At 68.4% G+C, this 26,575-nt stretch carries 18 protein-coding genes; 11 read left to right on the forward strand and 7 right to left on the reverse strand.

Features of this window, described 5'->3' with window-relative positions; all coding sequences use genetic code 11:
- The 3 genes from kdpC to AC1RRR_RS03700 are packed head-to-tail and all read left to right on the forward strand — an operon-like array spanning window position 1 to window position 3,968.
- On the forward strand, window positions 1-579 hold the full coding sequence (kdpC, locus tag AC1RRR_RS03690) for a potassium-transporting ATPase subunit KdpC (RefSeq protein WP_492810650.1): 579 nt from the start codon (window positions 1-3) through the stop codon (window positions 577-579).
- Window positions 580-3,258, forward strand: coding sequence for an ATP-binding protein (locus tag AC1RRR_RS03695; protein WP_492810652.1), 2,679 nt, complete (start codon window positions 580-582; stop codon window positions 3,256-3,258).
- Between the two features lie 8 nt (window positions 3,259-3,266).
- Window positions 3,267-3,968, forward strand: a complete 702-nt coding sequence (locus AC1RRR_RS03700; protein WP_492810654.1) for a winged helix-turn-helix domain-containing protein — start codon at window positions 3,267-3,269, stop codon at window positions 3,966-3,968.
- Here the strand turns inward: AC1RRR_RS03700 and AC1RRR_RS03705 are convergent.
- Entirely contained in the window at window positions 3,965-4,639 is a 675-nt protein-coding gene (locus AC1RRR_RS03705) for an IclR family transcriptional regulator (protein WP_492810656.1), read from the reverse strand. The genes AC1RRR_RS03700 and AC1RRR_RS03705 overlap by 4 nt on opposite strands.
- A 140-nt stretch (window positions 4,640-4,779) precedes the next feature.
- Window positions 4,780-7,578 carry a TonB-dependent receptor gene (locus AC1RRR_RS03710; protein ID WP_492810657.1) on the reverse strand — a complete coding sequence of 933 codons (2,799 nt, stop codon included), beginning with the start codon at window positions 7,576-7,578 and terminating at the stop codon, window positions 4,780-4,782.
- 366 nt (window positions 7,579-7,944) lie between these two features.
- On the opposite strand from AC1RRR_RS03710, the gene AC1RRR_RS03715 reads away from it, so the two are divergent.
- Window positions 7,945-9,696, forward strand: coding sequence for a DUF885 domain-containing protein (locus AC1RRR_RS03715; RefSeq protein WP_492810658.1), 1,752 nt, complete (start codon window positions 7,945-7,947; stop codon window positions 9,694-9,696).
- Here the strand turns inward: AC1RRR_RS03715 and AC1RRR_RS03720 are convergent.
- On the reverse strand, window positions 9,693-10,238 hold the full coding sequence (locus tag AC1RRR_RS03720) for a hypothetical protein (RefSeq protein WP_492810660.1): 546 nt from the start codon (window positions 10,236-10,238) through the stop codon (window positions 9,693-9,695). The two genes, AC1RRR_RS03715 and AC1RRR_RS03720, sit on opposite strands and share 4 nt — an antisense overlap.
- Window positions 10,239-10,351: 113 nt before the next feature.
- Entirely contained in the window at window positions 10,352-11,530 is a 1,179-nt protein-coding gene (locus AC1RRR_RS03725) for a pyridoxal phosphate-dependent aminotransferase (protein ID WP_492810662.1), read from the reverse strand.
- A 227-nt stretch (window positions 11,531-11,757) separates the two neighbouring features.
- Here AC1RRR_RS03725 and AC1RRR_RS03730 point away from each other — a divergent pair, with 227 nt between their 5' ends.
- Entirely contained in the window at window positions 11,758-13,251 is a 1,494-nt protein-coding gene (locus tag AC1RRR_RS03730; RefSeq protein WP_492810664.1) for a S10 family peptidase, read from the forward strand.
- Window positions 13,252-13,273: 22 nt separating this feature from the next.
- On the opposite strand, the gene AC1RRR_RS03735 is transcribed toward AC1RRR_RS03730, so the two are convergent.
- Window positions 13,274-14,533, reverse strand: coding sequence for an aminotransferase class V-fold PLP-dependent enzyme (locus AC1RRR_RS03735; protein WP_492810666.1), 1,260 nt, complete (start codon window positions 14,531-14,533; stop codon window positions 13,274-13,276).
- Window positions 14,534-14,664: 131 nt separating this feature from the next.
- Window positions 14,665-15,147: an Lrp/AsnC family transcriptional regulator gene (locus AC1RRR_RS03740; RefSeq protein ID WP_454716097.1), complete on the reverse strand. Its 483-nt coding sequence runs from the start codon at window positions 15,145-15,147 to the stop codon at window positions 14,665-14,667.
- 269 nt (window positions 15,148-15,416) lie between these two features.
- Between AC1RRR_RS03740 and AC1RRR_RS03745 the strand changes: the two genes are divergently transcribed.
- Window positions 15,417-16,352: an ornithine cyclodeaminase family protein gene (locus AC1RRR_RS03745; RefSeq protein ID WP_492810668.1), complete on the forward strand. Its 936-nt coding sequence runs from the start codon at window positions 15,417-15,419 to the stop codon at window positions 16,350-16,352.
- Here AC1RRR_RS03745 and AC1RRR_RS03750 read toward each other — a convergent pair.
- Window positions 16,349-17,830: a S10 family peptidase gene (locus AC1RRR_RS03750; RefSeq protein ID WP_492810670.1), complete on the reverse strand. Its 1,482-nt coding sequence runs from the start codon at window positions 17,828-17,830 to the stop codon at window positions 16,349-16,351. The genes AC1RRR_RS03745 and AC1RRR_RS03750 overlap by 4 nt on opposite strands.
- A gap of 337 nt (window positions 17,831-18,167) precedes the next feature.
- Between AC1RRR_RS03750 and AC1RRR_RS03755 the strand changes: the two genes are divergently transcribed.
- The 5 genes from AC1RRR_RS03755 (at window position 18,168) to AC1RRR_RS03775 (ending at window position 26,561) form a co-directional block, all read left to right on the forward strand.
- Window positions 18,168-19,496, forward strand: coding sequence for an APC family permease (locus AC1RRR_RS03755; RefSeq protein WP_492810671.1), 1,329 nt, complete (start codon window positions 18,168-18,170; stop codon window positions 19,494-19,496).
- Window positions 19,493-20,641, forward strand: coding sequence for an aminotransferase class V-fold PLP-dependent enzyme (locus AC1RRR_RS03760; protein WP_492810672.1), 1,149 nt, complete (start codon window positions 19,493-19,495; stop codon window positions 20,639-20,641). Before AC1RRR_RS03755 ends, AC1RRR_RS03760 begins: the two co-directional genes overlap by 4 nt.
- 33 nt (window positions 20,642-20,674) lie before the next feature.
- The gene (locus AC1RRR_RS03765; protein ID WP_492810673.1) at window positions 20,675-22,381 is read left to right on the forward strand and encodes a M61 metallopeptidase family protein; all 1,707 of its coding nucleotides are present in this window, start codon (window positions 20,675-20,677) and stop codon (window positions 22,379-22,381) included.
- A gap of 214 nt (window positions 22,382-22,595) precedes the next feature.
- Window positions 22,596-25,559 carry a TonB-dependent receptor domain-containing protein gene (locus AC1RRR_RS03770; RefSeq protein WP_492810674.1) on the forward strand — a complete coding sequence of 988 codons (2,964 nt, stop codon included), beginning with the start codon at window positions 22,596-22,598 and terminating at the stop codon, window positions 25,557-25,559.
- A 60-nt stretch (window positions 25,560-25,619) separates the two neighbouring features.
- Window positions 25,620-26,561: an ornithine cyclodeaminase family protein gene (locus AC1RRR_RS03775; RefSeq protein ID WP_492810676.1), complete on the forward strand. Its 942-nt coding sequence runs from the start codon at window positions 25,620-25,622 to the stop codon at window positions 26,559-26,561.
- Window positions 26,562-26,575: the final 14 nt, after the last annotated feature.

The raw sequence follows: 26,575 nt of genomic DNA on the forward strand, positions 1-26,575 counted from the left end.
ATGCTTTCACATCTTCGTCCCGCTCTGGTCTCGATGGGCCTGTTCACCGCGCTGCTGGGCGTGGCCTATCCGCTGGCCGTCACCGGCGTCGCCCAGGCGGCGTTCCCGGCCCAGGCCGGCGGCAGCCTGGTCCGCGACGACGCCGGCAAGGTCGTCGGCTCGGCCCTGATCGGCCAGGTCTTCGCCAAGCCGGAATACTTCCACGGCCGTCCGTCGGCCGCCGGTAACGGCTATGACGCCAGCGCCTCCAGCGGCTCGAACATGGGTCCGCTGAACGAGAAGCTGATCGAGCGCGAGAAGACCGACGCCGCCAGCCTGCGCGCCGAGAACCCCGGCGTGGCCATCCCGGCCGACGCCGTGACGACCTCGGGCTCGGGCCTGGATCCGGACATCTCGCCGGCCAACGCCCGCTTCCAGGCGCCGCGTATCGCCAAGGCGCGCGGCGTGGCCGAGAAGGCCGTGTTGGCCACGATCGACCAGCATATCGACCAGCCGCTGCTCGGCTTCATCGGCCAGCCGCGCGTCAATGTGCTGGCGCTGAACCGAGCGCTGGACGCTCGTTTCCCGAAAGGCGGATAGTTGCCGGCCGACGAACCGAACCGTCCCGACCCAGAGGCGCTCCTGGCCGCCGCCAACAAGGCGCGCCGGGGGCGCCTCAAGGTGTTTCTGGGCATGGCCCCGGGGGTGGGCAAGACCTACGAGATGCTGCGCGCCGCCCGCCGCCGAAAGGCCGAGGGCGTCGACGTCCTGATCGGCGTGGTCGAGACCCACGGCCGCCGCGAGACCGAGAGCCTGCTGCGCGGCATGGAAGTCCTGCCCCGCAAGCCGATCGAGCATCGCGGCCGCGTCCAGATGGAGTTCGACATCGACACGGCGCTTGAGCGCAAGCCCAAGATCCTGCTGGTCGACGAATACGCCCACTCCAACGCCATCGGTTCGCGCCATCCCAAGCGGTGGCAAGACGTCGAGGAGTTGCTGGCCGCCGGCGTCGACGTCTGGACCACCCTGAATGTCCAGCATCTGGAGAGCCTGGTCGACGTCGTCCAGCGCATCACCGGCGTCCGCCAGCGCGAGACCGTGCCCGACAGTGCGCTCTCCCGCGCCGACGCCATCGAGCTGGTCGACATCACGCCCGAAGAGCTGCGCGAACGGATGGCGGCCGGCAAGGTCTATGTTCCCGAGACCGCGCGGCTGGCCTCGGAGAACTTCTTCAAGGTCGAGAACCTGACGGCCCTGCGTGAGCTGGCCCTGCGCCGCGCGGCCCAGACCGTCGACGACCAGCTGGTCGCCGCCATGCGCGAGAAGGGCGTCGAAGGGCCTTGGGCGGCGGGTGAGCGGATCCTGGTCCTGGTCAGCGGCGACGCCATGGCCGGGGCCCTGGTCCGCGCGGGCCGGCGGCTGTCGGACATGATGATGGACGCGCCGTGGATCGTCGCCCACGTCGAGCGCACCGATCGTCCGGCGGCGGGCGAGGGAAGCGCGGCGCGCCTGCGCGAGGCCTATCGCCTGGCCGAGCAGTTGGGCGGGACGACCGTGGCCCTGACCGGCGGCGACATCGTCGCGACCGTGATGGCCTATGCTCGCCGCAGCAACGTCACCCAGATCGTCATCGGCAAGTCGGTGGAGAGCCGCTGGCGCGAGATCCTCGGTCGCTCCCTGGCCGCAGCCCTGCTGCGCGAGGCGCGGGGCGTGGCGGTGCACGTCGTCACCGAGGCCGCTCACGAACGCGAGCCCAAGCCGGCGCGACCGCTCAGCCTGGGGCGCTGGCAAGGCTACGCCGTCGGGGCGCTGTTCGTAGCGGCCGCGACCCTGACCGCCTGGGGCCTGGACGTCGCCTTCGACCGCGTCGATCTGGGGATGATCTTCTTGGCCGCCGTGCTGGCCGCCGGGGTGCTGCATGGCCTGAGGCCGGCCCTGGCGGCGGCGACCGTGGCGTTCTTCGTCTACAACTACCTGTTCCTGGCGCCGCGCTACAGTCTGGCGATCGGCGCGCCGACGGACTTCATCACACTGGTGGTGTTCTGGGCCGTGGCCTTGGCGTCCGGCGGCCTGGCCGGCCGGGTTCGCGACCAGGCCCTGGGCTCGCAGCGCCGCGCCGCCGCTGTCGCCACCTTGCTGGCCGCCAGCCGGACGTTGTCGGCCGCCACCGGCCGCGACGCGGTCGCCCGCGCACTCGCCGAGCAGGTCGCGGCGGCCGCCGGCGGGCGCTCGCTGGTCCTGCTGCCCCAGGGCGACGAGATCGCCCCGGTCGCCGGCTCGCCCAGCCTGGAGCCGCTGGACGCCGCCCAGATGGCCGCCGCGCGTTGGGCGTGGGAGAAGGGCGAGGCGGCCGGCTTCGGCACTGGCACCTTGCCGCAGGCACGCTGGACCTTCTGGCCGCTGGAGGGCGTGCGCGCCCGCACCGGCGTGGCCGGGGTCGAGGCCGGCGCCGCGCCGCCCGGCTCGGACCACGAGCGGCTGGTCCTGGCGCTGCTGGAGCAGGGCGCCGTGGCCCTGGAGCGTTCGCAGCTGGCCACCGAGGCGCTGGAGACCGAGACCTTGCGCCGCGCTGACCGCTTCCGCTCGGCCCTGATGAACTCGGTCAGCCATGACCTGCGCACGCCGCTGTCGACGGTGCTGGGCGCCTCGACGACGCTGCTGGACTACGGCGACAAGATGCAGAAGGCTGTGCGCGAGGATCTGCTGCTCAGCATCCGCGAGGAGGCTGAACGCCTCAGCCGCTACGTCGCCAACCTGCTGGACATGACCCGGCTGGAAGGCGGCGGCTTGAAGCTGCGCAGCGACTGGACCGACGTCCGCGACGTGCTGAACGCCGCCGCCGAGCGGGTCACCCGACGCCTGGGCGAACGGACGCTGACCCGCGACTACCCAACGACCCTGACCCTGGTCCAGGCTGACGTCAGCCTTCTCGAGCAAGTCGTTGTCAACATTCTGGAAAACGCCATCACCTACAGCGGCGACGGCAGCCGGATCGAGCTGGCGGTCTATGAGGATCGCGGCAATGTCGTGATCAGCGTCGAGGACGAGGGCAGGGGCGTTCCGCCGGCCGAGCTGGAGCGGATCTTCGACAAGTTCCGCCGCATGGAAGAACCCAGCGATCGCCACCAGGGCGCCGGTTTGGGCCTGGCCATCGCCAAGGGTTTCATCGACGCCATGGGCGGCCGCATCGCCGCGGCCAGCCCGATCCACGATGGGCGCGGCACGCGCATGCTGATCAGCCTGCCCAAGGCGATCGCCACGCCGCGTGATCTGCTATGAGCGTCTCCATGAGCGCCGGACGCCACCGCATCCTCGTCATCGACGACGAGCCGCAGATCCATCGTTTCCTGGGCCCGGCCCTGGACGCCGCCGGCTACGAGCCGTTGCGCGCCGACAGCGGCCAGGAGGGCCTGCGCGGCATCGCCCTGTGGTCGCCCGACGCCGTGGTGCTGGACCTGGGTTTGCCCGACATGGACGGCAAGGACGTGCTGGAGAAGGCGCGCGCCTTCTATGACGGCCCCATCCTGATCCTGTCGGCCCGCGATCGCGAGATCGAGAAGATCCAGGCGCTGGATCGCGGGGCCAACGACTATGTCGAAAAGCCTTTCGGCGTCGGCGAGTTGCTGGCCCGCCTTCGCGCCGCCCTGCGCCAGACCGGACGCGCCCAGGCGCCCAGCGGTCCCATCCGCGCTGGCGAGATCGAGATCGACCTGGAGAAGCGCCGCGTCACCCGCGCCGGCGAGGCGGTGAAGCTGTCGCCGCGTGAATACGATGTCCTGACCCGCCTGGCCCTGGGCCACGGCAAGGTGCTGACGCACAAGGAGCTGCTGACGGCGGTCTGGGGTCCGGCGCACGTCCAGGACACCCAGTACCTGCGGGTCTTCATCGGCCAACTTCGGCAGAAGCTGGAGGCCGATCCGGCCACGCCCAGGATGCTGCAGACCGAGCCCGGCATCGGCTATCGTTTCGTCGGTGACGACGAGGCTTAAGGCGTCCAGCCCAGGCGGCGGCTGACGACCGTCGCGGCGTCGGCGACCTGGCGTCCGGCGGCGTCCATCTGGTCGGCGGACATGTATTGCTGGGCGCTGGAGAGGCTGAGCGCGGCGATCACCTCGCCGCTGGCGTCGCGAACGGGCGCGGCCACGCAGCAGATGCGCTCGCCGTCCTCGCCGATGTGGCGGGCGAAACCTTCGGCGATCAGGGCGTCCTGGCTCTCGGCCGGGAAACTGGCGCGCCAAATGGCCGACGACGCGTCCATCAGCAAGGCTCGCCCCAGAGCCGTGGCGTCGACACGGTTGCGATCGCCCAGCTGGTGACGAACGGCCAGCAGGCGGCGGCTGGGCGCTCGGCCGACATAGACGATGTGGTCGCCGTCGCGGATGGCCAGGTTCGTCGCGTCACCGGTCTCGAGACTCAGTGCGTCCAGCGTCGGCTGAGCAATGGCGATCAGATCCGCGCTCTCGTGCGCCATGGCGCCCAGGGTCAGGATGCGGGGGCCAAGCTGATAGCCCTTGCGCGGGTCGTGTCGCAGCAGCCCACGATCGACCAGGGCCGAGGCTAGGCGGTACGCCGTGCTGCGGGTCAGGCCCAGGCGCGTGGTGATGTCGACCAGGCTGATCGGACCCGTGCTGACGGCGTCCAGGATATCCAGCGCCCGCATCAGCGAGCGGCTGACATCCGTCCGTTCGCCCAAGGGAAGCGACGGAGAGAGGGGGATCGACGGTGACAGGGTCATCTTGATGATCTTGCGCGGACGGACGCTCGCCTTCCCGGGCTGGGGAGGGCGAGCGTCCTTACCCACTAGAACTTGGCGCGCACCCCGAAGAAGAAGCGCGAACCGAAGGTCTCGTTGCCGATCCGGCGGACGGCGTTGTTGTTCTCGATCCGGACCTCGTCGGTCAGGTTCACGCCTTCGACGAAGAAAGTGATGTGCTCATTGAGGTTGTAGCTGGCCGAGGCGTCCAGCGAGCCATAGGCCTCGTTGAACTCCGGCAGGCTGCCGCGGCCGACGGCCGTGATCAGCCAGGCGTCACGCCAGTTGTACGAGGCGCGGGCGCTGAACTTCTCGTTCTCGTAGTAGAGCGAGACGTTGTAGCTCTTCCGCGACAGGCCCGGGAACGGCAGGATCTCGCCGGTCAGCAGGTTGGTGCCCTTGAAGCCCTCGTCCTTCTGGTAGGTGTAGTTGGCCAGGACCCCGAAGCCCTTGAAGGGCGCGGGCAGGAAGTCGAACGAATATTGGCCGCCGATTTCCAGGCCGTTGATGTTGACCTGGTCCGTGCCGTTGACCGGACGGGTGATGTTGTAGGTCGTGCCGTCGATGGTTTCCGGCGCGGCCTGGTTGATGATGAACGACGAGATCTCCTTCCGGAAATAGGTCGCCGAGATGAAGCTGTCGCGGGTGAAGTACCACTCCAGGCCCGCGTCATAGGCGGTGGCTTCGAACGGCTGCAGGTCCGGGTTGCCGCGCGAGCCCGTCAGGCCGACGACGTCGATGCTGCGGCGCAGGGCCAGCTGGCTGGGCGCGGCGCGGGCCATCACCTTGCTGGCGGCGGCGCGACCGATCAGCGTGTTGGGGATGAACTCGAAGCGCAGGTTCAGCGACGGCAGGGTCTTGGTGTAGCCGCCCTCCTGCGAGCCCTTGACGAAGTTGACCGGAGCGCCGCCGCCGGGGCCGGTGGTGCGGTTGTAGCCGGTCGAGACCGTCTTGGTGTCGACCACGCGCACGCCCAGGGTGCCGCTGATCGGCACCGGCAGGCTGCTGAAGTCGAAGGCGGCCTGGACATAGGCGCTCTTGGTCTTTTCCTCGACCGACCAGGTGTCGAGGAAGGCCTGGAAGCTGCCCGAGCCACCGGCCTTCTCGGCGGTGTTCGGGTTCGGGTTGACGCCATAGACGTCGTTCTGCAGGCCCGCCGCCGCGAGGGTGGCGTTGTAGGTGGCCAGGGTGTTGTCGTTCCAGTAGCGGACGCCGCCGTCGTAACCCAGGTCGCCGGTCTTGAAGAACGGGATGCTGTTGGTCACCGAGTTGGTGTTGACGATGCCCTCGATGGTCGCGCACGAGGTCGCCACCGCGACGGCCGCGGCGCTGCTGGTGTCGGCGCGGCAGTTCAGGCGCGTGGTGCGCTGGTACAGGATCTGGTCGGTCTTGAACTGACGAGCCTGCACGCCGCCCTTGATCTGGGTCAGCCACGAGTCCGTCGGCTTGTAGGTGACGTTGAACTGTTCGGCGGTCTCTTCGGAGGTGTTGTTACGTGGGTTGAACACCGCGTCCAGGCGGTTGACGCCCTGGCCCGTGGTGACGTCCAGGCCCGGGAACGAGAAGTTCGGGGCGCGCTGGCTGCCGGTGTAGTCGATGATCGCGCGCGGCACGCCGAAGACGGTGGCGGTCGAGTTGATCTCGTTGTTCTGGACCTCGGCGTTGGAGTAGTCGAGGCGGGCGTCGAACACCCAGTTGTCCAGCTTCCACTCACCGCCCAGGGCCGTGGTGTACTGGGTGCGGGTCAGGTCGCCCAGGATGTTGCGATAGGCCAGGTCCATCGGGAAGGCGGCGCTGCTGGTCAGCTCGATGTGGTTGACCGTGTTGTCGCTGCCCAGCGTCGTCTTGCTGTAGTCGATCAGGCCGCCCGAGGCGCCCAGCTGCAGGAGCGTGCTGTTCACCTTCTCGGTGGCCGTGGCGTAGGTGCCGTCCAGATAGGCCTTGAAGTTGTCGTTCGGACGCCATTCCAGGACGCCGTTCAGCGCCTTCCGCTTGGTGACGCGGCGGTCGATGATCAGGCGGGGGATTTCCGGCACCCAGTCCAGCGTGCCGTCATTGTTGACGTCGGTGCTGCGCCCGGGCGTCGCGCCCGCGCCGGTGGCCGTGGCCGCACGGCGAATCCAGCCCGTGGTGCGGGCGTTGTTGCTGTTGAGGTGACGGTTCTCCCAGGTGCCCGACAGCAGCACGCCCAGGGTGTCGTTCAGGAAGGTCTTGGCGCCGATCAGCGCGAATTTCGGATCGTATTCTTTGGCCAGGTTCGAATAGACGCCCTGGATCGAGCCAGCGACGAAGGGCTCCTTGCTGTCGAACGGACGGCGGGTGATCACCCGCACGGTGCCGCCGATGCCGCCTTCGGCCATGTCGGCGGTCGGCGACTTGACGACGTCCAGGCGCGAGACGAACTCGACGGGGATGTCGCGGAAGTCGACGGCGCGGTCGCTGCCGCCCACGGTCAGGGACAGGGCCGACGAGCCGTTGATCTCGACGCGGTTCAGGCCCGGATCGGCGCCGCGGATGCTGACGCCGCGGCCTTCGCCGTCCTGGCGGCTGATCTGCACGCCGGTCACCCGTTGCAGGGCTTCGGACAGGTTCTTGTCGGGGAAGTCGCCGATGTCCTCGGCCGAGATGGTGTCGACCACCTGCAGCGAGTTGCGCTTTACGTCCATGGCGCTGCGCAGGCTGGCGCGGATGCCGGTGACGACGATCTCGTCGACGACGTCAGCAGATTGGGCGGGGGCAGGGGCTGTTTGGGCGGCGGCAGCGCCGGCGACCGAGGACAGCAGGACAGTTGCGACCGCAAGGCGCGAGGCGCCCGACCGCCATTGCGTACGCAGAGACGTCTTCATGGTTTTCCTCTCCATTGTGCGAACCCACCGTTGCTCAGCACCCCTGAGGTCGGCAGTCTCATATTTTGGTATTCTATCCCGAATATGGGGAAGATACCGTCATTTCTCTGTTCGTGTCGAGAGGGGCGCAGTGTTTCAGCGCCGAAACCGCGTCGGCGGCCGGGGCTGCATGAACCATGCGGAGACCCGTGGAACCGGGCTCCAGTTCAAATAGAAATTTCCCCGTGGTCCCCTACGATGCCCAAGCTGTGCTGAGTTTTAGGGACGCCATCGATGTCGGCTGGAAATCTCGCGGAACCGAATCTGCAACGCCGTCGACTTATGTTTTCGGCGGCGGCTCTGGCGTTGATTCCGGGCCTGCCGGCGATGGCGGCGACGGACGAAGCGGCCCGACTCACCACGATTTTCGATGCGCTGCATGCCGAGGGTTTGGCGCGGTCGCCCGAGCGGATCGTCAGCCTGGGCCTGGATCGCCAGCCGCAGTACGCCGGCGCCAAGTCGCAGCTGTCGGACCGCTCTTTGGCCGCCGCAGATCGGGCGCGGGCCGATCTGGCGAATGACGTACGGCGGCTGAAGTCGATCGATCGCGCCAAGCTCTCGGGTGCGGCCCGCAACGCCTACGACACCGTGCTGTTCGACCGGGAGGTCTCGCTGGAGGGCGCCAAGCGCTTTGCCTATGGCGCGGTCGGTGATCCCAACCCGTACGTGATCTCGCAGAATGCCGGCGTCTATCGCGGCGTGCCCGAGGGCTTGAGCAACGCTCAGATCGAGACGGCCGACGACGCCGAGGCGTGGCTGTCGCGCTTGAACGCCTTCGGGACGGCGCTGGACCAGGACACTGAGCGTTTCCGCCACGACGCAGGCCTGGGCGTGCTGCCGCCCGACTTCCTGTTCGACAAGACCATCGCCAGCCTCGCGGCCCTGGCGGCCGAGGACCCGAACACCTCGCCCCTGGCCGCCGGCCTCGCCAAGAAGACCGCAGACAAGGGTTTGAGCGGCGACTGGAGCACCCGCGCCAAGGCGGTGCTGGCCCAGACCGTTCAGCCCGCCCTCAATCGCCAGCTTGAGGCGCTGAAAGCCGCCCGTCCCAAGGCCGTGCACGAGGCTGGCGTTCGCCGCCTGCCGGATGGCGGCGCCTATTACGACTGGGCGATCCTCTCCAACACCACGGCCCGGATCACCGCCGACGAGGTCCACCGCCTGGGCCTGGCCCAGATGGAAGAGGCCACCGCCCGCGCCGACGAACTGCTGAAGAGCCAGGGCCTGACCCAAGGCGCGGTCGGCGCCCGCATCGGCGCCCTGAATGTCGATCCGCGCTTCCTCTACCCGGAAACCGACGAGGGCAGGGCGCGGCTGATGGAGCGGGTCAAGGGCCTGATCGCGGCGATGGACGCCCAGATGCCGCGCATGTTCGGCCGCTTCCCAAAGCGAGCCGTGCAGGTGCGGGCCACGCCCGCCGCGCAAGAGGCCGGCGCGCCCGGCGCCTATTACTCGGCCGGATCCGCTGATGGCGCTCGGCCGGGCTACTACAACATCAACATGCGGCTGGTCGGCGCCAGCCCGGACTGGCAGCTGCCGACCATCACCTTCCACGAGGCCAATCCGGGCCATCACCACCAGATCTCGATCGCGCGGGAGTCCGCCGGCGACGTCCACCCGATCCTGCGCGACATGGGCTTCACGGCCTACAGCGAGGGCTGGGCGCTCTATGCCGAGCAGCTGGGCGACGAGCTGGGCCTCTATGCCGACGATCCGTTCGGCAAGGTCGGCTACTACCGCTCGATGATGTTCCGGGCCGCGCGCCTGGTGGTCGACAGCGGCATCCACGCCAAGGGCTGGTCGCGCGAGCAGGCCATCGCCTATCTGGTCGACAATGTCGGCATGAGCCAGCGCGGCATGACCAGCGAGGTCGATCGTTATTGCAGCTGGCCGGGCCAGGCCTGCGCCTACAAGATCGGCCACGCCAAGTGGACAACCCTGCGCGAACGCACCCGCAAGGCGCTGGGCGACCGCTTCGACATCAAGGCCTTCCACGACGCGACCCTGGCCGCCGGCGCCATGCCGCTGGACGTGCTGGACCGGTTCGTCGCCGACTGGGCCAAGGCTCAGAAGGCTTAGCGCCCCCGGCGACGCGGCGCCCGGAGTATCAGGCCGGGCAGGTCATCGCCGAACAGCGGCTTGATGTTCATCATCTCGACGGCGTCGATCTTGGGCCGCTGACGCAGGTCGCGCGCCCACTGGGCCGCCTCGCGCCAGTCGTGGTGATAGGTCGACAGCCGGTAGTCGAAGTCGCCGATGACCCTCTGGGCGCCGGCCACGCACGCATCGGCGATCAGGTCGTTCTCGAAGGCCTCGATGTCGGCGGGCGTGGCGTCGACCAGGCGCACCCAGGTCGTCGACTGCTGGTCCACGCCGCGCGCGACCGGGTCGTGCAGGGTCACCAGCTGGGCGATGCCCAGCGAGCGCAGGATCGACAGGCGCTGGGACATCACGAAGCGGCTGATGTTCAGATCACGCATGATCTGCTCGATCGAGCCCTTGGTGGCGAGGGCGGCCTGGTAGAGCTCGCGCATATGCGGCTGGGACGAGCGCTCGAGGGCGTCGACCTGATTGCTCTTCACGGGTTTTGCTAGCGCCATCGTGTTCGTCGCGGCGTCCATCCGCGCTCCCTGATGAGCGCAAATTTAGCCGTGATGGGGCGGCATTTTAATTCGTATGCACCGCTGCCTGGCTTCTAGATGAATAGTCTATCCAGGCGCGACGATTGATATGCTTAAGCCTGCCGGATGGCATGCAGGGCCAGTCGCAGGCGCTCGAGGTTACGGTCCAGCGTCGCCGGATCCGATCCGAAACCCAGGCGAATGTGACCCGACAGCCCGAAGAACTCACCCGGCGCCACCAGCAGGCCGTGGCGGATCCACAGTCGCTTGGCCAGGGCCAGGGTGTCTTCGACGCCTACCACCTTGGGGAAGGCCATGCAGCCGAACTCGGGCAGCTGACCCTCCAGCAGGCCTTCGGCGACCATCGCCTGCAGGCAGCGCTCGGCGACGGGCCGGGTCGCGGCCAGGACGCGTTTCCAGTGCAGGTCGAAGACGTCGGGCGCCTCCAGCACGTGGGCCGCCACGGTGTGGGCCAGCTTGGACACGCCGATGTCGCCCTCGGGCGAGCGGGCCCGGATACGGGCGATCAGGTCGGGCGCGGCGCAGATCCAGCCGAACTTCAGGGCGAACAGGCCAAAGACCTTTGTCAGGCTGGACACCGTCACCAGGTTCGGCGCCAGGGTCGCAGCGGCGCGCTCGACGGCGGGCCGGGCGAAATCGGCATAGACCTCGTCGACGATCACCTGGGCCCCAACCGTCGCGGCCAGGGCGGCGATCCGCTGCAAGTCGGCGGCCGGCGTCAGTGCGCCGGAGGGATTATGCAGGCTGGTCAGGACGATGGCGCGGGTGTCGGAGCGGATCTTGGCGGCCAGGTCGACCAGGTCGACGGCGAAGTCCGGCGCCGAGCGCTGGAAGGTCTCGACCCGCGCGCGGCGCTCGTCGGCGACCTGGGCCAGCAGGTCGAAGCCGGGGCTCTCGATCAGGACATGGTCGCCGTCCTTGACCAGGGCTTTCAGCACCAGATCGAGCGCGCTGGTGGCGCCGGTCGTCGTCAGGATCTGGTCCTCGTCGACGCCATAGCGCCGGGCCAGGGCCTGGATGGCGAAGCGATTGCCGCCCGCGAACACACTCACATACCGCGGCGACACCGACAGCGAGAAGGCGTCGCGGACGACGTCGACCAGCTCGGGCAGGGGCTCGCGGATGGTGCTCTCGAACAGCGCCGCGATCCTGGGATCGGCCGCGCGCAGGCGCATGCCCTCGCGCACCCAGTCCGCATAGGTCGTGGCCGAGAACAGGCGATCGGCCTGGGCGCGACGGGCGTCGGTCTCGGAGGGAGTGCTGGCGTCCAAGGTGGCGATCTGAGGTTACGCTATGAAGAGATCTCCCAGCCTAGGCCGACCGACCGGAATTTCTTTGCGACCTGATCGGCCGCCGGCGGCAAATTCGTCGCCCCTATGCGCCGCGTGACTGCGCCGTGAATAACTTATGTCAGGCGCTTTGGAGGCGTCCGCGCGATTGCAAAGATATTGTGGCGTTCGGCGACTAGTCTGAACGGGTCGAGGGAGATCCAAGTCTTATGAAAACCGCTGCCGCCCGCGCGCTCGCCGTCACGCTCCTGCTGGGTTCGCCAGCCCTGGCCTTCGCCGCCGACGCGGCCAAGCCGCCGGCCACCGCGTCGGCCCTGCAGGTCGCGGTTTCCAAGCACACCGGCGTCTTTAATGGCCAGAAGGTGGCCTACACCGCCACGGTCGCCGAATATCTGGTGGACGGCGCCGACGGCAAGCCGGGCGCCAAGATCGTCACCATCGCCTATGCCCGCGACGTCAAGGACGCCGCCAAGCGACCGGTGATGTTCGTCTACAATGGCGGCCCCGGCGCCTCATCCTCGCCGCTGCACTTCGCGGCCCTGGGCCCGATGCGCAAGGTCGCCGCCGATGCGCCCAAGGACGGGCCGCAGATCCGCGACAATCCCTTCAGCCCGCTGGACGCCTTCGACCTGGTGTTCATCGACCCGGTCGGCACCGGCTTCAGCCGGCCGTTCCCGGACACCGATCCCAAGGCCTTCTATTCGCGCGCCGGCGACGCCCAGGCGGTCGGCTCGGCCATCAAGCAGTGGCTCAAGGCCAACAAGCGCGAGGCCTCGCCCCGCTACATGACCGGCGAGAGCTACGGCACCACCCGCGCGGCGATGATCCTGAAGGTCGTGCCCGACCTGAAGTTCGACGGCGTGGCGCTGGTCGCCCTGGTCGGCGACACCGCCGGCCGCGAGATGCCCTATGTGGCGGCCCTGCCGACCATGGCCGCCGGCGCCTGGTATCACAACCGGGTCGACCGCAAGGGCCGCACGGTCCAGCAGACCTTCGACGAGGCCCTGGCCTTCGCGCGCGGCGACTACGTCACCGCCCTGATCCAGGGCGCGAGCCTGCCGGCCGCCGAGCGCCGCCGCGTGGCAGAGCGCATGTCGCAGCTGATCGGCCTGCCGGCGGACCTGATCGAGTCCAAGAACCTGCGCCTGACCAAGAACGACTTCATGTTCAACCTGCTGAAGGATCAGACCCTGCGGACGGGCCTGCTGGATGTGCGGGTCACCGCGCCGCTGGAGCCCGGCCAGGACGGGGCGATCGACGATCCGGCCCTGGGCGTCGTGCCCAAGCGCGCCCCGGGCGCCCCCGCCGGACCGCCGCCGTCGCCGGCCGCCATCGGGGTGATCCCCAACGCGGTGCTGGGCGGCTACATCAAGGACAATCTGAAGTTCAAGACCGACGAGCCGTACTACGCCCTGAACTTCAAGGTGAACGCGGCCTGGAACTTCGACGACCGCAAGGACGTCAATCCGGCCATCGCCGCGGCGATGACGGCCGATCCGAGCCTGCGGCTGTTCTGGGCGGGCGGCGTCTATGACCTGACGACGCCGGCCTATGCGGCGCGCTACACCCTGGACCAGGTCGGCATCCCGTCGGACCGGCTGACGGCGATCTATTTCGACGGCCCGCACGGCGTCTATGACGGCGACGACAACCTTGCCAAGTTCACCGCCGCCCTGAAGGCCTTCGTGGCGGCGGGCCGGTAGACCTGCCGCCAAGCCTCGCCGATCAGGTCGGCGAGGCGGGCAGGGCGCTCAGCAGACGATCGATGTCGTTGGCGTCGTTGAAGGCCGCCAGCGACACCCGGAAGCGATTGGCCGAGACGGTGATCGTCACATTGGCCTTCTTCAGTGGCTCGCTCAGCTTGGCGCGGGCGTCCTTCAGCGCGAAGGCGACCAGCTGGGTGCGATTGCCCAACGGCGTCAGCGGCTCGTAGCCGCGTCGGCGCAGCTCGGTCTGGACCGTGTCGGCCAGCGGTTGGCGATGGGCCTGCAGGCGCTCGACGCCCACGGCCTTGATCCACGGCAGCGAATAGGAGAGGTGGACGATCCCCGTCCACGAGGTGGTGCCCATGGCGAAGCGGCCGTGGGCGGTGTTGCCCGCCGTGATGTCGGCCACGGTCGCGCCCGGCGGGTCGTACGGATAGACGTGCGGCTGGAAGCCGGTGACCTGCTCGTAGCCCCACCAGGGGCGCGGGATCTTCTCCTGGATCTCCTTGCGGACATACAGGAAGCCCAAGCCAAAATCGCCCATCAGCCACTTGTAGGAAGAGCAGGCGGCGAAATCGACGCCGCTGGCCCGTAGGTCCACCGGCACGACGCCGGCGGCGTGGACGATGTCGGCATAGACATAGGCGCCGTGAGCGTGGGCCAAGTCGCAGACGGCCTTCAGGTCGTGCTCGAAGCCGTTGACCGTTGAAACCAGGCTGATCGAGACCAGCTTGGTCTTGTCGTTGATGGCCGCGGCCATCTCGGCCATGTCGATGCGGCCGTCCTTGGTCATGCGCAGGGTGACGACGTCGACCCCGGCCTTGCCCAGTTCGCCATAGGTGTAGAACGAGCCGAAGAAGTGCAGGGCGTCGGTGACGATGCGGCCGCCGGCGCGGGGGAAGTCCAGCGCCTTCAGCACCAGGTTCTCGCCCATGGTGGTGGACTGGATGATGCACAGCTCGTCGGGCGTGGCGCCGACCAGTTCAGCGAAGGTCTGGACGACCGTGCGTTCCTTGCGGCTGACGCTGTAGTCGGGCAGCGAGCCGTCGCGGGTCTTGTAGCGCAGGTACTCTTCCAGCGCGGCCTTGGCGCCCAGCGGCATCGGGTGGGTCGAGCCGGCGTCCAGATAGGTCATCGGCATCTTGGCGAAGGCGCTCTTGGCCGGCAGGGCGATGGTCTCGGCCGGCGCGGTCGGGGCCTGGCCCGTGGCCTGTGCAGCCTTGGCCAGGCCGGGCGAGAGGGCGGCGGCCGCGACCAGGGCGCGTCGGGTGAAGCTCACGGGCGTCTCCTTGAACAGAGCTCGACGCTAGCCGAGGCCGGCGGAATAGTCCGTTCGTTATGGTCCGTCGTCTGAGCGGCGGTTGAATAGACTATCTCACGCCGCCAGCGGGGACGCATCGCTCATGCGCGTCAGCGGAACCCGCGCACCACCAGCGGGACGGCCGTTGTGCTCTTGGTCTCGGTCAGGGTGACGATCGAGCGGACATCGACCACGCCGGGCAGCTTCAGCAGCACTTGGAAGATGAAGTCCTGGTACCACTTCACGTCGGGGGCCAGGATCTTGACCATGCAGTCCATCTCGCCAAACACGGTCCAGCACTCCAGGATCTCCGGGGTGTTGCGGATGGCGCGGTGGAATTTCTCGCGATCCTCGTCGTTCAGGGTGGTCATCTTCACCTGGGCGAAGATCTGCATCGCGAAGCCCAGCTTCTCGTGGTCGACGATGGCCACCACCGACTTGATGTAGCCTTCCTCGCGCAGGCGCTGGATCCGCCGCCAGCAGGGCGACTGGGACAGGCCGACGCGTTCGGCCAGCTCGGATGACGACAGGGACGCGTCGCGCTGCATGACCTCGAGAATCTTCAGGTCGATGGCGTCGGGCGTGAACGACATAGGCTATCCTCCGCTTTCTTTGTTTTTGCATCATGCATGTGCTGGTCGCGCCAGATGTGCAAGTCCTAGCCGCTGGAAGGCGCATGGCAGGCGCCTAATGACTGAGCCTCGGTGCCTGTTCGCCAGGCGCTTTGCGGGCGAATGGATCACATCGTTCGCTGGGTGAAGGCCGCATGGCCTATGCGTCTCGGGCAATCCAGCGCATGAAAACACAAAGATCAGTCGGACCGGCGGCGATATAATGCGCGCCGGGAGAGAGGCGACGAAGCATGGGCAAGGCAACGGGATTGGTCGTCTTCGACGCGGCGGCGGTGCACGAGCGCCTGACCGTCGGCGCGGCGATCCCCGTGGTCCGCGAGGCCATGATCGCCCTGTCCAGCGACCGTGTCCGCCAGCTCTTGCGCAGCTTCATCGCCGTGGGCGAGGGCAAGACCTTCGCGATCATGCCGGCGGCCCTGCTGGACGCCGAGGTGTTCGGGGCCAAGCTGGTCTCGGTGTTCGCCGACGGCCAGGGGCGCAAGGCGCATGAGGGCGTGGTGGTGCTGTTCGACGGCTTCGACGGCGCGCCGGTCTGCGTGGCCGATGCGGGGGAGGTGACGGCGATCCGCACCGCCGCCGCCAGCGCCGTGGCGAGCGACGCCCTGGCGCGGCCGGACGCCCAACGACTGGCGATCCTTGGCACAGGCCGACAGGCCGCCGCTCACATCGAAGCGATCGGTAAGGTTCGTGACCTGAAATCCGTGACCGTCTGGGGCCGTGATCCGGAACGCACGCGCGCCTTCGCCGCCGAGCACTCGGTCGAGGCCGCGCCGGACGTGGAGAGCGCCGTCGCGGACGCCGACATCGTCTGCACGGTGTCGACCGCTGTCGATCCCATCCTGAACGGCGCGTGGATCGCCCCTGGGACCCACGTCAACGTCGTCGGTTCCAGCGGCCCTATGGCGGCCGAGATCGATGCGGAACTGGTGCGCGCCAGCCGCTTCGTCGTCGATCACCGCGAGCACGTGCTGGTCCACGGCGGCGAGTTCCTGCGCGCCAAGGCGCAAGGTCTGGTTGGCGACGATCACATCGCCGGCGAGATCGGCGAGGTGCTGGCCGGCCGCGTCGAAGGACGCCAGTCGGCCGACCAGATCACCGTCTACAAGTCGCTAGGCCACGCCGCTCAGGATCTGGCGGTCGCGGCCTGGCTCTACCGCACCCGCTAGGCGGGCGCGCCGCCCTGGACGAAGGCGCGGATGTCGTCGGTGAAGGCCGTCAGGCTGGGCAGGTTCGAATAGGCCATGTGCCCGCCGACATACTGCCGCTGATAGACTCGATCGCGCGGGAAGCCGTTGCTGGACACCAGGTAGCGGGCCGGACCGATCGTGGTGGTCAGGTCGTAGAGGCCGGTGCCGACCATCAGGCGGAACTTCGGATTGGCGGCGAACGCCTTCCGCAGCTGGGCGGGGTAGTCGTAGTCCTGGAAGGGACCCGCGCCACCGCCGGTCGAGTTGTAGTTCCAGGCCCCGGCGCCGGGCGCGCTGTCGCGGTACTCGCTCCAGGTGACGCCCAGGCTCTTGAGGTGCTCGACCACCATCGCCGGGATCGCCGAGGTGACCGCCAGGGCCGGATCGCCGGCGCGGGCGCCGGGGGCGGGCAGGGGAGCGGTGTAACGGGCGTCATAGGTCCCGGTCATCAGGCCCTTGTCCTTGAGCAGCTCGCGGGCGAAGGCGACCTTGGTGATCGTCAGGTCGTGGGTCAGGTAGTAGTCGGCGCTGATGCCGCTCAGGGCCTGAAGCTTGTCGGCCACGCGGCGTTGCTCGGCGCCCGGCAGGTAGCTGCCTTGGGCCAGGGCCACCAGATAGTCGCTCATCGCCCAGGCCTGGACCTTGTCGATGAAGGCGGCCGGCGACAGACCGCCGGTGTCGACCTTGCCGTGATAGGCCGCGATCGAGGCCATCTGCGACAGGTTGGTGGCGTACGAGATGATGTTGCGGGCGCGCTGGCTGGTCTCGATCATGTTGGCCGCCTGGCCGAACAGGAAGACGCCTTCCAGCGGCATGACGCCCGACAGCTTGCCGGCCATCACGGTCGCGCGGATCGTGCCGTAGCTTTCGCCCAGCACGTACTTCGGCGAGGCCTCGCGGCCGTTGGCCTTGCTCCAGGCCACAACCAGGTCGGCGATCGACAGGGCATCGCCTTCGACGCTGTAGAAGCGCTCCTTCGAACCCGCCGGGCCGATGCGCGAGAAGCCGGTTTCGGCCGGGTCGACGAACACCAGGTCGGCGACGTCCAGGACGGTGAGTTCGTTGTCGACCAGCTGCGGCGGCGGCTGGGGCGCGGTGATGTCCTGGGCGATGACCACGCGGCGCGGGCCCAGGGCCGCCATGTGCAGGGTCGCCGACGAGCTGCTGGGACCGCCGTTGAACACGAACAGCACGGGCCGCTTGGCGTCGGTCTTGGTCGCGACGTACGCGGTCGTCACCAGGGTAAGCGTTATCGCGCCCTTGTCGTCGGTCAGCACCGTCTCGCCGACCGTGGCGACGTAGTCGACCGTCTTGCCGTTGAAGGCTCCGCGACGCTTGGCGACGAACGGACCGCCGGTGCGGGCGGCGTCCTGCGCTTGGGCCGGAACGCCGGCCGCCAGGGCGCCGGCGCCGAGGACAGCGCCCGTCAGCAGGGCGCGCTTGGTCAAGGAAGTCATGGCGTTCCGGGTCTCCAGCTCGATGACATGAGCCTAGCCGTGCGATGTCGGATTATCTTTGCATTGTGATGTCGGCGAACCGCCGCCCGTGTCGAACCTATGCAAGCCCTGCGGATCATGCAGATGGATGATGCGCGGATAGGCTCGTGCGCGCCTGACGTTTGCGCGCCGAAGCCTGGACCGGTTCATCGCGACCTCGGGCAATAAATATCCAAAACCGCGGCCAAGCCCGACTAAGTCCTCCGTGGGCGGCGCGGAGCGCAGCAAGTTCGAATAGTTGATGCGAGGGCCTGCCCCTATGCTGACGACCTGAAATTTTCGGAGCGTCCAAGACCTCATGACAGGCCCCGCATCCGCCCCTTCGCCGGCCTTGAAGCACGGCGTCGGCCTGCTCGATCTGGTCATGCTGGGCGCGGGCACCGCCATCGGCGCGGCGATCTTCTCGGTGCTGGGCCCGGCCAGCCAGGTCGGCGGCGCCGGCATCTTGATCGCGGCGGGCCTGGCGGCGATCCCGATGATCGTCTTCGCGCTGGTCTATGCCTACATGGCCTCGGCCCTGCCCAAAACCGCCGCGTCCTACGAGTGGCAGCGCCTGCTGACAAAGCCCTGGATCGCCTTCGCCGTGGTGTGGATGCGGATCCTGAGCAACGCGGTCGTGATGATCGTACTGGGTCGGGTGTTGGTCAGCTACCTGTCGATGGTGATCGAGGTCCCGGCCGCGCCGACCATGCTGGGCCTGTTCGCCCTGATCTTCGCGCTGAACTTCGTCGGGGTGAAGGTCGCGGCCAAGGCGCAGACGGCGATGATGCTGCTGCTGCTGGCGGTGTTCGCGATCTTCGTGGCGTCCGGCGCCCACGGCTTGAAACCACACCTGTTCGTCGAAGCCGTAGCCGGCGGCTGGACCCCGATCCTGGCGGCGCTGCCGCTGATGATCCAGCTGTTCTTAGGGATTGAGACCGCCACCGAGGTCGGCGAGGAGGTGCGCGATCCCAAGCGCACCGTGCCGCTGGGCCTGGCCTTGGCCCTGGCCCTGACCGTGGTCGTCTATGTCTCCATCGCCTTCACGGCGCTGAGCCTGGCCGGTGTCGACACCCTCGCGTCGAGCAAGGCGCCGCTGCTGGCCGCCGCCGAGGTGTCGCTGGGCGGTTGGGCCAAGCCCCTGATCGTCGGCGCCGCGCTGCTGGCCCTGACCAAGTCGATGAACGCCATCTTCCTGGTCTTCACCCGCTTCCTGTACGCCATGGGTCGTTCGGGCGTGCTGCCCGCAAAGCTGGGCGAGGTGCATCCGCGCTTCGGCACGCCGCACTGGGCGACGATCACCGCCTTCGCCCTGACGGCGGCCTGCGTGCTGCTACCGTCCAGCCTGCTGTTCCTGCTGCTGGCCATCAACATCCCGACGATGATGAAGTACGCCGCCTCGTGTCTGGCCGCCTACAACATGGCGACCAAACATCCGGAATTGCACGCCGAGGCGCGACTGCGTTTCAGCAAGCGCGCGGTGCAGATCCTGGCCGTGGTTGGCCTGCTGGTCGCCGTGGCGATCGCCGCCCTGGGCCTTGGGACCGACTGGCGGCCCTATGTGCTGCTGGGCGGCTGGTTGGCGGTCGGCATGATCTACTATGCCGTGACGCTGGGCCGCCGCGCTGGCCAAGAGGCCTCGGCATGAAGATGGAGATCGGCCGTCCGCTCGGCGTCGCCCGCCGCGCCGACTTCGCGCCCATGTCCAGGATCCACCTGGACGCGGCCTATATGCACCCGATGAGCCTGGGCGCACGCCAGGCCCTGGACCGCTACGCCGAGTACCGCATGGGCTCGTCGTCCGGCGAAGGCCATGACGACGGCGCGATCCGCGAGCAGGTCCAGCGCATGTTCGCCACCCTGATCGGCGCCAAGCCGGCCGAGATCGCCTTCGTGCCCAGCACCATGGCCGGCGAGAACGCCGTGCTGTCGGCCCTGGGCCTCAGCGGCGGGAAGGGCAGGGTGGTCACCGACGCCCTGCATTTCACCGGCTCGCTCTATCTCTATGAACGCCTAGCCGAGCATGGCTTGGACGTCGAGGTGGTGCCCGCCCGCGACGGCCGCATTGAACTCTCGGACCTGGCGGCGGCGCTGGAGAAGCCCACGGACCTGGTCGCCCTATCGTCGGTGTCTAACTACAACGGCTTCCGCCACGACCTGGAGGCCGTCTGCGAACTGGCCCATGCGCGCGGCGCGCTGGTCTATGCCGACATCATCCAGGCGGCCGGCGCCGTGCCCTTCGACGTGAAGGCGTCCGGCGTCGATTTCTGCGCCTGCGCCACCTACAAGTGGCTGATGGGCGATTTCGGCGTGGGCTTCCTCTACGCCCGCGGCGACCGCCTGGATCGGCTGGACCCAACCGCCTTCGGCTATCGCCAGGTCAGCGAGATGATCGCCCAACCCATGGCCGATCCGCCCGTGCTGTGGCGCGCCCGGCCCGACGCTACCGGCGCCTTCGGCATGGGGACCATGGCCAGCGGCGCGGTGGCTCAACTGCACCATTCGCTGGACGACCTGCTGCGCATCGGCGTCGAGGCGCTGGCGCGCCATCGCGAGACCCTGCTGACGCCGCTGCGTGAGCGCCTGGTCGCCAAGGGCTGCCGGATCCTGACGCCGCATGAGACGGGTTCGCCGCTGCTGGCCTTCGTGCCGCCCGGCCTCGACACGGTCGGGGCGCGGCTGGAGGCGGCGGGGATCTTCGCGTCGGTCTATGAGGACCGGGTGCGGGTGGCCCCGACCTTGTTCAACGATCTCGACGACATCGGCGCCCTGGTCGCGGCTCTGTTCGCCTAGGCGTCAAAAACACATCCGGGGGAGGACTGAAAGATGCGCCATTTCATGATGATGGGCGTTGCGGCGCTGGCGTTGAGCGCCGGCATGGCCCATGCGGCCGAGCAGGGGCCTCCGCCCAAGCTGTCCGTACGCCTGACCCCGCACGCGCTGGGCGGGCCGCAGAGCTACATGGCCGTGCAGGAGACGCTCCAAGCGCCCGGCCTGGCGGCTGGCGACACCCTGGTGCACCTGCCGATCCGGCTGGTCGGGATTCCCGGCTCGCAACTGCTGGGCGCTGGCCTGACCGCGCGTGACGCCTCGGGCCCGATTGCCCTGACCCAGGTCGACGAGCCGCCGACACCGCAGGGCGGCTATCGCGGCTGGAAGGTCTCGCGCGCCACGGTCGGCGACGTCGTGGTCGAGTACCAGGCCGCGCCGCGCCAGATCACCGCCGCCACCAACAACGGTCCGCTGTTCGACCTGCGCGAGGAAAGCGGCGGCTTCGCCGCGGCCGGCGTGACCTTCATGGCCGTGCCGCCCGGCAACAAGCCCTATCGCATCACCCTGGACTGGGATCTCTCCGCCGCGCCCAAGGGGTCGCGCGGGGTGTCGTCGCTGGGCGAAGGCCATGTCGAGACCATGGGACCGTCCGAGCGCCTGGCCTTCTCGTTCTACGCGGCCGGCCCGCTGCAAGGCATCGGCGGCGGCAAGAGCGACTTTGGCCTGTTCTGGCTGAGCCCACCGCCGTTTTCGGCCGAGACCCTGGGCCAGCGCATCCAGACCCTGCACGGCGCCATGGCCAAGTTCTTCGGCGACAAGAACGGCGTCTATCGCGTCTTCATGCGCCAGAACCCCTATGCCGGCACCGGCGGCACGGCGCTGCCGCAGTCGTTCATGTTCGGCTACCGCCCTAGCGACAAGCCGACGATCGAGGCGCTGCAGAGCCTGCTGTCGCACGAGATGGCCCACAACTGGCCGTCCATGCAGGGCGAGCACGGCGCCACGGCCTGGTACAGCGAAGGCACGGCCGAGTTCTACTCGATGATGCTGTCCTACCGCTCGGGCGTGCTGTCGCTGGACGACTTCGCCAAGTCGCTGAACGACAAGACGACGGCCTACTACACCAATCCCTATCTGCGCCTGAGCAACACCGAGGCGGCCAAGATCTTCTGGAGCGATCCGACCGCCCAGACCGTGCCGTACGGCCGGGGCGTGATCTATTTGATCGATGTCGACGCCAAGATCCGCGCCCGCTCGAACGGCCAGCGCAGCCTGGATGACATCGTCAAGGAGCTCTATCGCCGCGAGAGCACCGACCAGCCCTACACGATCGAGGCCTGGCTGGACCTGGTCGGCAAGGAGATCGGCGCCGACGAGGCCAAGGCCGGCTACGACGCCATGGCCCGGGGCGATATCCTGAAGCCGGGCGATCGCTTCAAGGGCTGTCTGACGCCGACCGCCAAGACCTACAAGGTCTTCGAGTTGGGCTTCGACCGCGCCTCGTTCAGCAGCGAGGGGCGGCTCGTGAAAGGCCTGAAGGCCGGCACGACCGCCGACCAGGCCGGCATCCGCGACGGCGACCAGATCGTCACCGAGGACGGCATGCTGCAGGCGCGGGCCGACGAGACCAAGGCCCTGACCCTGACGCTCAAGCGCGATGGCGTGACCCGCACGCTGACCTATACGCCGCGCGGCGCCTCGGTCGACGGCGTGACCTGGGCCAAGACTCCCGGCGCGACCACGCAAGCCTGCCGCTTCTAGGTCCTCGACATAGACGATGCGAGGAGGCCGCCAGGCTCGCATAATCCATGTATGTCGATGACGCGACGGTTCGAAGAACGAAAAGATAAACTGTCCCCCTTGGCCTAGCTTTCATCTGTGGCGACGACCTGGCGGGCTGGAAACAGACCCGCCGGGCGATCCAGCCAGCGCAGCTTGGGGAAGCGCGCGTTGTGAAACCAAGATTGGGGGTACCATGCGAAAGTCTTCGATCCGCGGCCGTCTGCTCGCCACGACCATCATCGGCGGCGCGGCTCTGGCCGGCGGCTTCACGCCCGTCCGGGTCCACGCCCAAGAAGCGGCCGAGATGGTCACCGAGGTCGTCGTCACCGGCTCGCGCATCCGTCGCGCCGAGACGACCACGCCGGCCCCGGTCACGGTGATCGGCCAGGAAGCCATCGTCGAGCGCGGCTATGTCCAGGCCGGTGAAGCCCTGAACCAGATCTCGTCGGTCGCTCCGACCTACGGGCAAGCTTCGGGCAGCGGCGCGGCCGCCGGCTCGGGCCAGCAGTTCCCCAACCTGTTCAACATGGGCGCGGGTCGCACCCTGACCCTGATCAACGGTCGCCGCACGGTGACCTCGTCCAGCGGCCTGGGCGACCGGGTCGTCGACACCAGCATCATCCCGGTCGGCCTGATCGAGCGCGTGGACGTGGTCCAGGCCGGCGGCGCGGCCGTCTACGGCTCGGACGCCATCGCCGGCGTGGTCAACTATGTCCTCAAGCGCAATTTCGAAGGCGTCGAGCTGGACGCCCAGTACGGCATCTCCTCGCGCAGCGACAACAAGAAGCCGGCTCTGCGCGCCACCCTGGGCAAGAACTACGCTGACGGCCGCGGCAACGTCGCCGTGAATCTGGAATGGTCGAAGACCGATCCGCTGTTCGACCGCGATCGCCCGCTGACCAACCTGGGCCGCGTGACCTACACCAACCCGGCCAACACCAGCCAGACCGACGGCATCCCGGCGCTGGCCCCGGCGCTGAACGCCACCTTCTACTCGTACACCAACAACGGCGTGGTCTTCACGACGCCGGCGCCGGTGCCGACCTTCATCCTGCGCTCTGGCGGCGCGACCCAGCAGTTCAACGCAGCCGGCACCGGCCTGCAGAACTACAATCTCGGGACCTTCCTGCAGGTGCCGTTCGCCAGCGGCGGCGACGGCTTCCCGTACCAGGACCTGGCGACGCTGCGCACCGGCGTCGAACGCAAGAACGCCAACGCCATCTACCACTACGACTTCAGCGACCACCTGAAGGTGTCGGGCGAGTTCCTGTACTCCAACACCGTCGGCCGCGACCCGTACGGCACGATCGCCAGCAACACGGTGCTGAACACCCCCGCCAGCGGCGCGGGCTACATCACCTTCTTCGCGACCAACCCGTATCTCAGCACCGAAGCCGTGAATTCGCTGAAGGCGGCCAGCCCGTCGTTCGGCGCCGGCGCGCCGCTGTTCCTGTCCAAGTCGTGGTCGGACCTGCTGCCGACCCGCGAGACCCGCTACAACACCGACACCTACCGCGCCCTGCTGTCGCTGGAAGGCGACTTCAACCGCGCCGACCGTGACTTCTACTGGACCCTGTCGGCCAGCCATGGCGGCACCAAGGGCTCGCAGTCGGGCTGGGGCGTGAAGACCGCCGCCTTCAACAAGGCGATCAATGCGGTCAAGAACAGCGCCGGCAACATCGTCTGCGCCGTCAACGCCAACGCCAGCACCGCCGATGACGACCTGGCCTGTGCCCCGCTGAACATCTTCGGCTCGGGCAATGTCAGCAAGGAAGCGCGCGCCTACGTCACCACGCCGTCGGGCCAGGACTTCCGCAACACCCAGGACGACGTCCTGGCCACCCTGGGCGGCGACCTGTTCCAACTGCCGGCCGGCGTCGCCAAGTTCAGCGTCGCCTACGAGTACCGCGCCGAGTGGGCCCGCTTCAAACCGTTCGAGGGCAACCAACTGGGCCAGGTCGGCTCGGGCGCCATCAGCAAGGCGACCTCGGGCAAGTACCACACCAGCGAAGTGTCGGGCGAAGTCCTGGTGCCGATCCTGGGCGGCGACTTCAGCTTCCCCGGCGCCAAGCGCCTGGAGTTCGACGGTTCGTACCGCATCGTCGACCACTCGATCACCGGCACCGAGAAGGTCTGGGGCGCGGGCCTGCAGTGGGAAGTCTTCGACGGCTTCAGCCTGCGCGGTTCGCGTAGCCGCAACTTCCGCGCGCCGACCCTGGACCAGCTGTTCGCGCCGCAACAGACGACCCTGGGCTCGATCACCCAGGACCCCTGCGACAGCGACCGCATCAACGCCGGTCCGTCGCCGGCCACCCGCCGCGCCAACTGCCAGGCCCTGTTCGCCGCCAATCCGGGTTACGGCCCGCTGGCGACCTTCCAGGACCCGTCGGAGAACTTCAACAACGCGCTGATCACCACCGGCGGCAATATCGACCTGAAGAACGAGGTCTCGGACACCACGACCATCGGTCTGGTGTTCCAGCCCAGCTTCATTCCGGGCCTGACCCTGATCGCCGACCGCGTGAAGATCGACCTGACCAACGGCCTGTCGGGCTTCACCCCGATGGACTTCCTGGCCACCTGCTACGACGCGACTTCGCCGTCGAAGGAGGTTTGCGGCACCTTCACCCGTGACGCCAGCGGCTATGTCACCACGGCCATCTCGACGACCTACAACGCTGGCCGCATCAGCTATCGCGGCGAGGTCTACAACATCAACTACCGCCTGCCGCTGAGCCGCCTGTTCCCGGACCACGACTACGGCACGCTGGAGCTGGGCCTCGAGGCGACCCACAACACCCGCTACGAGACCTCGGTGACCGGTTCGGACCTGTCGCGCACCGACGGCACCATCGTGCTGCCCGACTGGCGCGGTCGCTTCGACATGCGCTACTCGCGCGGTCCGCTGAAGCTGTACTACTCGGTCGACTACATGCCCTCGGCCCTGACCGCCTGGGGCGCGACGATCGAGACCACGCCGACCCCGACGGTCGCGGCGAACATCCGCCACAACATCTCGGGCGCCTATGACTTCGGCAAGTACACCGTGCGCGCCGGCGTCACCGACCTGACCGACGAAATGACGTCCTATCCCAACCGGGCCTATGGCGACATCATCGGCCGTCAGTTCTTCCTGGGCCTGAACGCGCGGTTCTAGCGACCATAGGGCCTCCGTCTCGGCGGAGGCCCGTCTGCTTCCAGTAGGAGGGCGAACGTCTTGCGTATCATCGACGGTTCGCAGGTGCGCCAGCATCTGACCTACGAGCGCTGCATCCCGCTGGTGCGCGAGGCGATGATCCGCTTCTCGGCCGGCCGGACCCAGCAGCTGCTGCGCTCCATCCTGGACCTGGGCGAAGGCCGCATGTTCGGCGTCATGCCGGGCGGGATGGGCGAGGGCGGGGTGTTCGGCGCCAAGCTGGTCAGCGTCTTTCCGCCCGACAGTTCGGCGGAGCACCGCTCGCACCAAGGCGTGGTCGTCCTGTTCGACGGCAAGACCGGCGCGCCGGTCTGCGTGGCCGACGCCGGCGAGATCACCGCCATTCGCACGGCCTGCGCCAGCGCCGTGGCCACCGACGCTCTGGCCTGGCCGGACGCCGAGGTCATGGCCGTGTTGGGCACGGGCGAGCAGGCCCTGCATCACGCCCGCGCCATCGCCCACGTCCGGGCGCTGAAGGCCATCCGCATCTGGGGCCGCTCGACCGAGCGCGCCAAGGCTCTGGCCAACCAGATCGCCGAGGAAACGGGCGTGGCGACCATCACCTGCCAGGGCGCCGAAGAGGCCGTCAGCGGGGCCGAGATCATCTGCACCGTGACCAGCGCCCGCGAGCCCGTCCTGCTGGGCCGCTGGGTCAGTCCCGGCGCCCACGTCAACGTGGTCGGCTCCAGCTATGCCGGCCCGGTCGAGGTCGACAACGACTTGGTCGTCGCCGCGCGCTTCATCGCCGACAGCCGGGAAGGGGTCCTCAAGCAGGGCGCCGAATTCCTGGCCGCCAAGGCCGCCGGCCTGGTCGACGACGACCACGTGGTCGGCGAGATCGGCCAGGTGCTGGCCGGCGACCTGCCGGGCCGGCAGAGGGCCGATCAGATCACCGTCTACAAGTCGCTGGGCCATGTCGTGCAGGACCTGGCCGCGGCGAGCCTCCTTCACGACCTGCCCTGAGTTCGGAGCCGGAC

The sequence above is a fragment of the Caulobacter sp. GW821-FHT12D05 genome, from assembly GCF_058807295.1.

Coding starts and splice junctions, on each gene's coding strand:
- AC1RRR_RS03765 (WP_492810673.1), top strand. CDS start 20,675: ATGCGCCATTTCATGATGATGGGCGTTGCGGCGCTGGCGTTGAGCGCC.
- AC1RRR_RS03755 (WP_492810671.1), top strand. CDS start 18,168: ATGACAGGCCCCGCATCCGCCCCTTCGCCGGCCTTGAAGCACGGCGTC.
- kdpC (WP_492810650.1), top strand. CDS start 1: ATGCTTTCACATCTTCGTCCCGCTCTGGTCTCGATGGGCCTGTTCACC.
- AC1RRR_RS03700 (WP_492810654.1), top strand. CDS start 3,267: ATGAGCGCCGGACGCCACCGCATCCTCGTCATCGACGACGAGCCGCAG.
- AC1RRR_RS03750 (WP_492810670.1), bottom strand. CDS start 17,830: ATGACTTCCTTGACCAAGCGCGCCCTGCTGACGGGCGCTGTCCTCGGC.
- AC1RRR_RS03715 (WP_492810658.1), top strand. CDS start 7,945: ATGGCGGCGACGGACGAAGCGGCCCGACTCACCACGATTTTCGATGCG.
- AC1RRR_RS03740 (WP_454716097.1), bottom strand. CDS start 15,147: ATGTCGTTCACGCCCGACGCCATCGACCTGAAGATTCTCGAGGTCATG.
- AC1RRR_RS03730 (WP_492810664.1), top strand. CDS start 11,758: ATGAAAACCGCTGCCGCCCGCGCGCTCGCCGTCACGCTCCTGCTGGGT.
- AC1RRR_RS03770 (WP_492810674.1), top strand. CDS start 22,596: ATGCGAAAGTCTTCGATCCGCGGCCGTCTGCTCGCCACGACCATCATC.
- AC1RRR_RS03710 (WP_492810657.1), bottom strand. CDS start 7,578: ATGAAGACGTCTCTGCGTACGCAATGGCGGTCGGGCGCCTCGCGCCTT.
- AC1RRR_RS03705 (WP_492810656.1), bottom strand. CDS start 4,639: ATGCGGGCGCTGGATATCCTGGACGCCGTCAGCACGGGTCCGATCAGC.
- AC1RRR_RS03760 (WP_492810672.1), top strand. CDS start 19,493: ATGAAGATGGAGATCGGCCGTCCGCTCGGCGTCGCCCGCCGCGCCGAC.
- AC1RRR_RS03745 (WP_492810668.1), top strand. CDS start 15,417: ATGGGCAAGGCAACGGGATTGGTCGTCTTCGACGCGGCGGCGGTGCAC.
- AC1RRR_RS03720 (WP_492810660.1), bottom strand. CDS start 10,238: ATGGACGCCGCGACGAACACGATGGCGCTAGCAAAACCCGTGAAGAGC.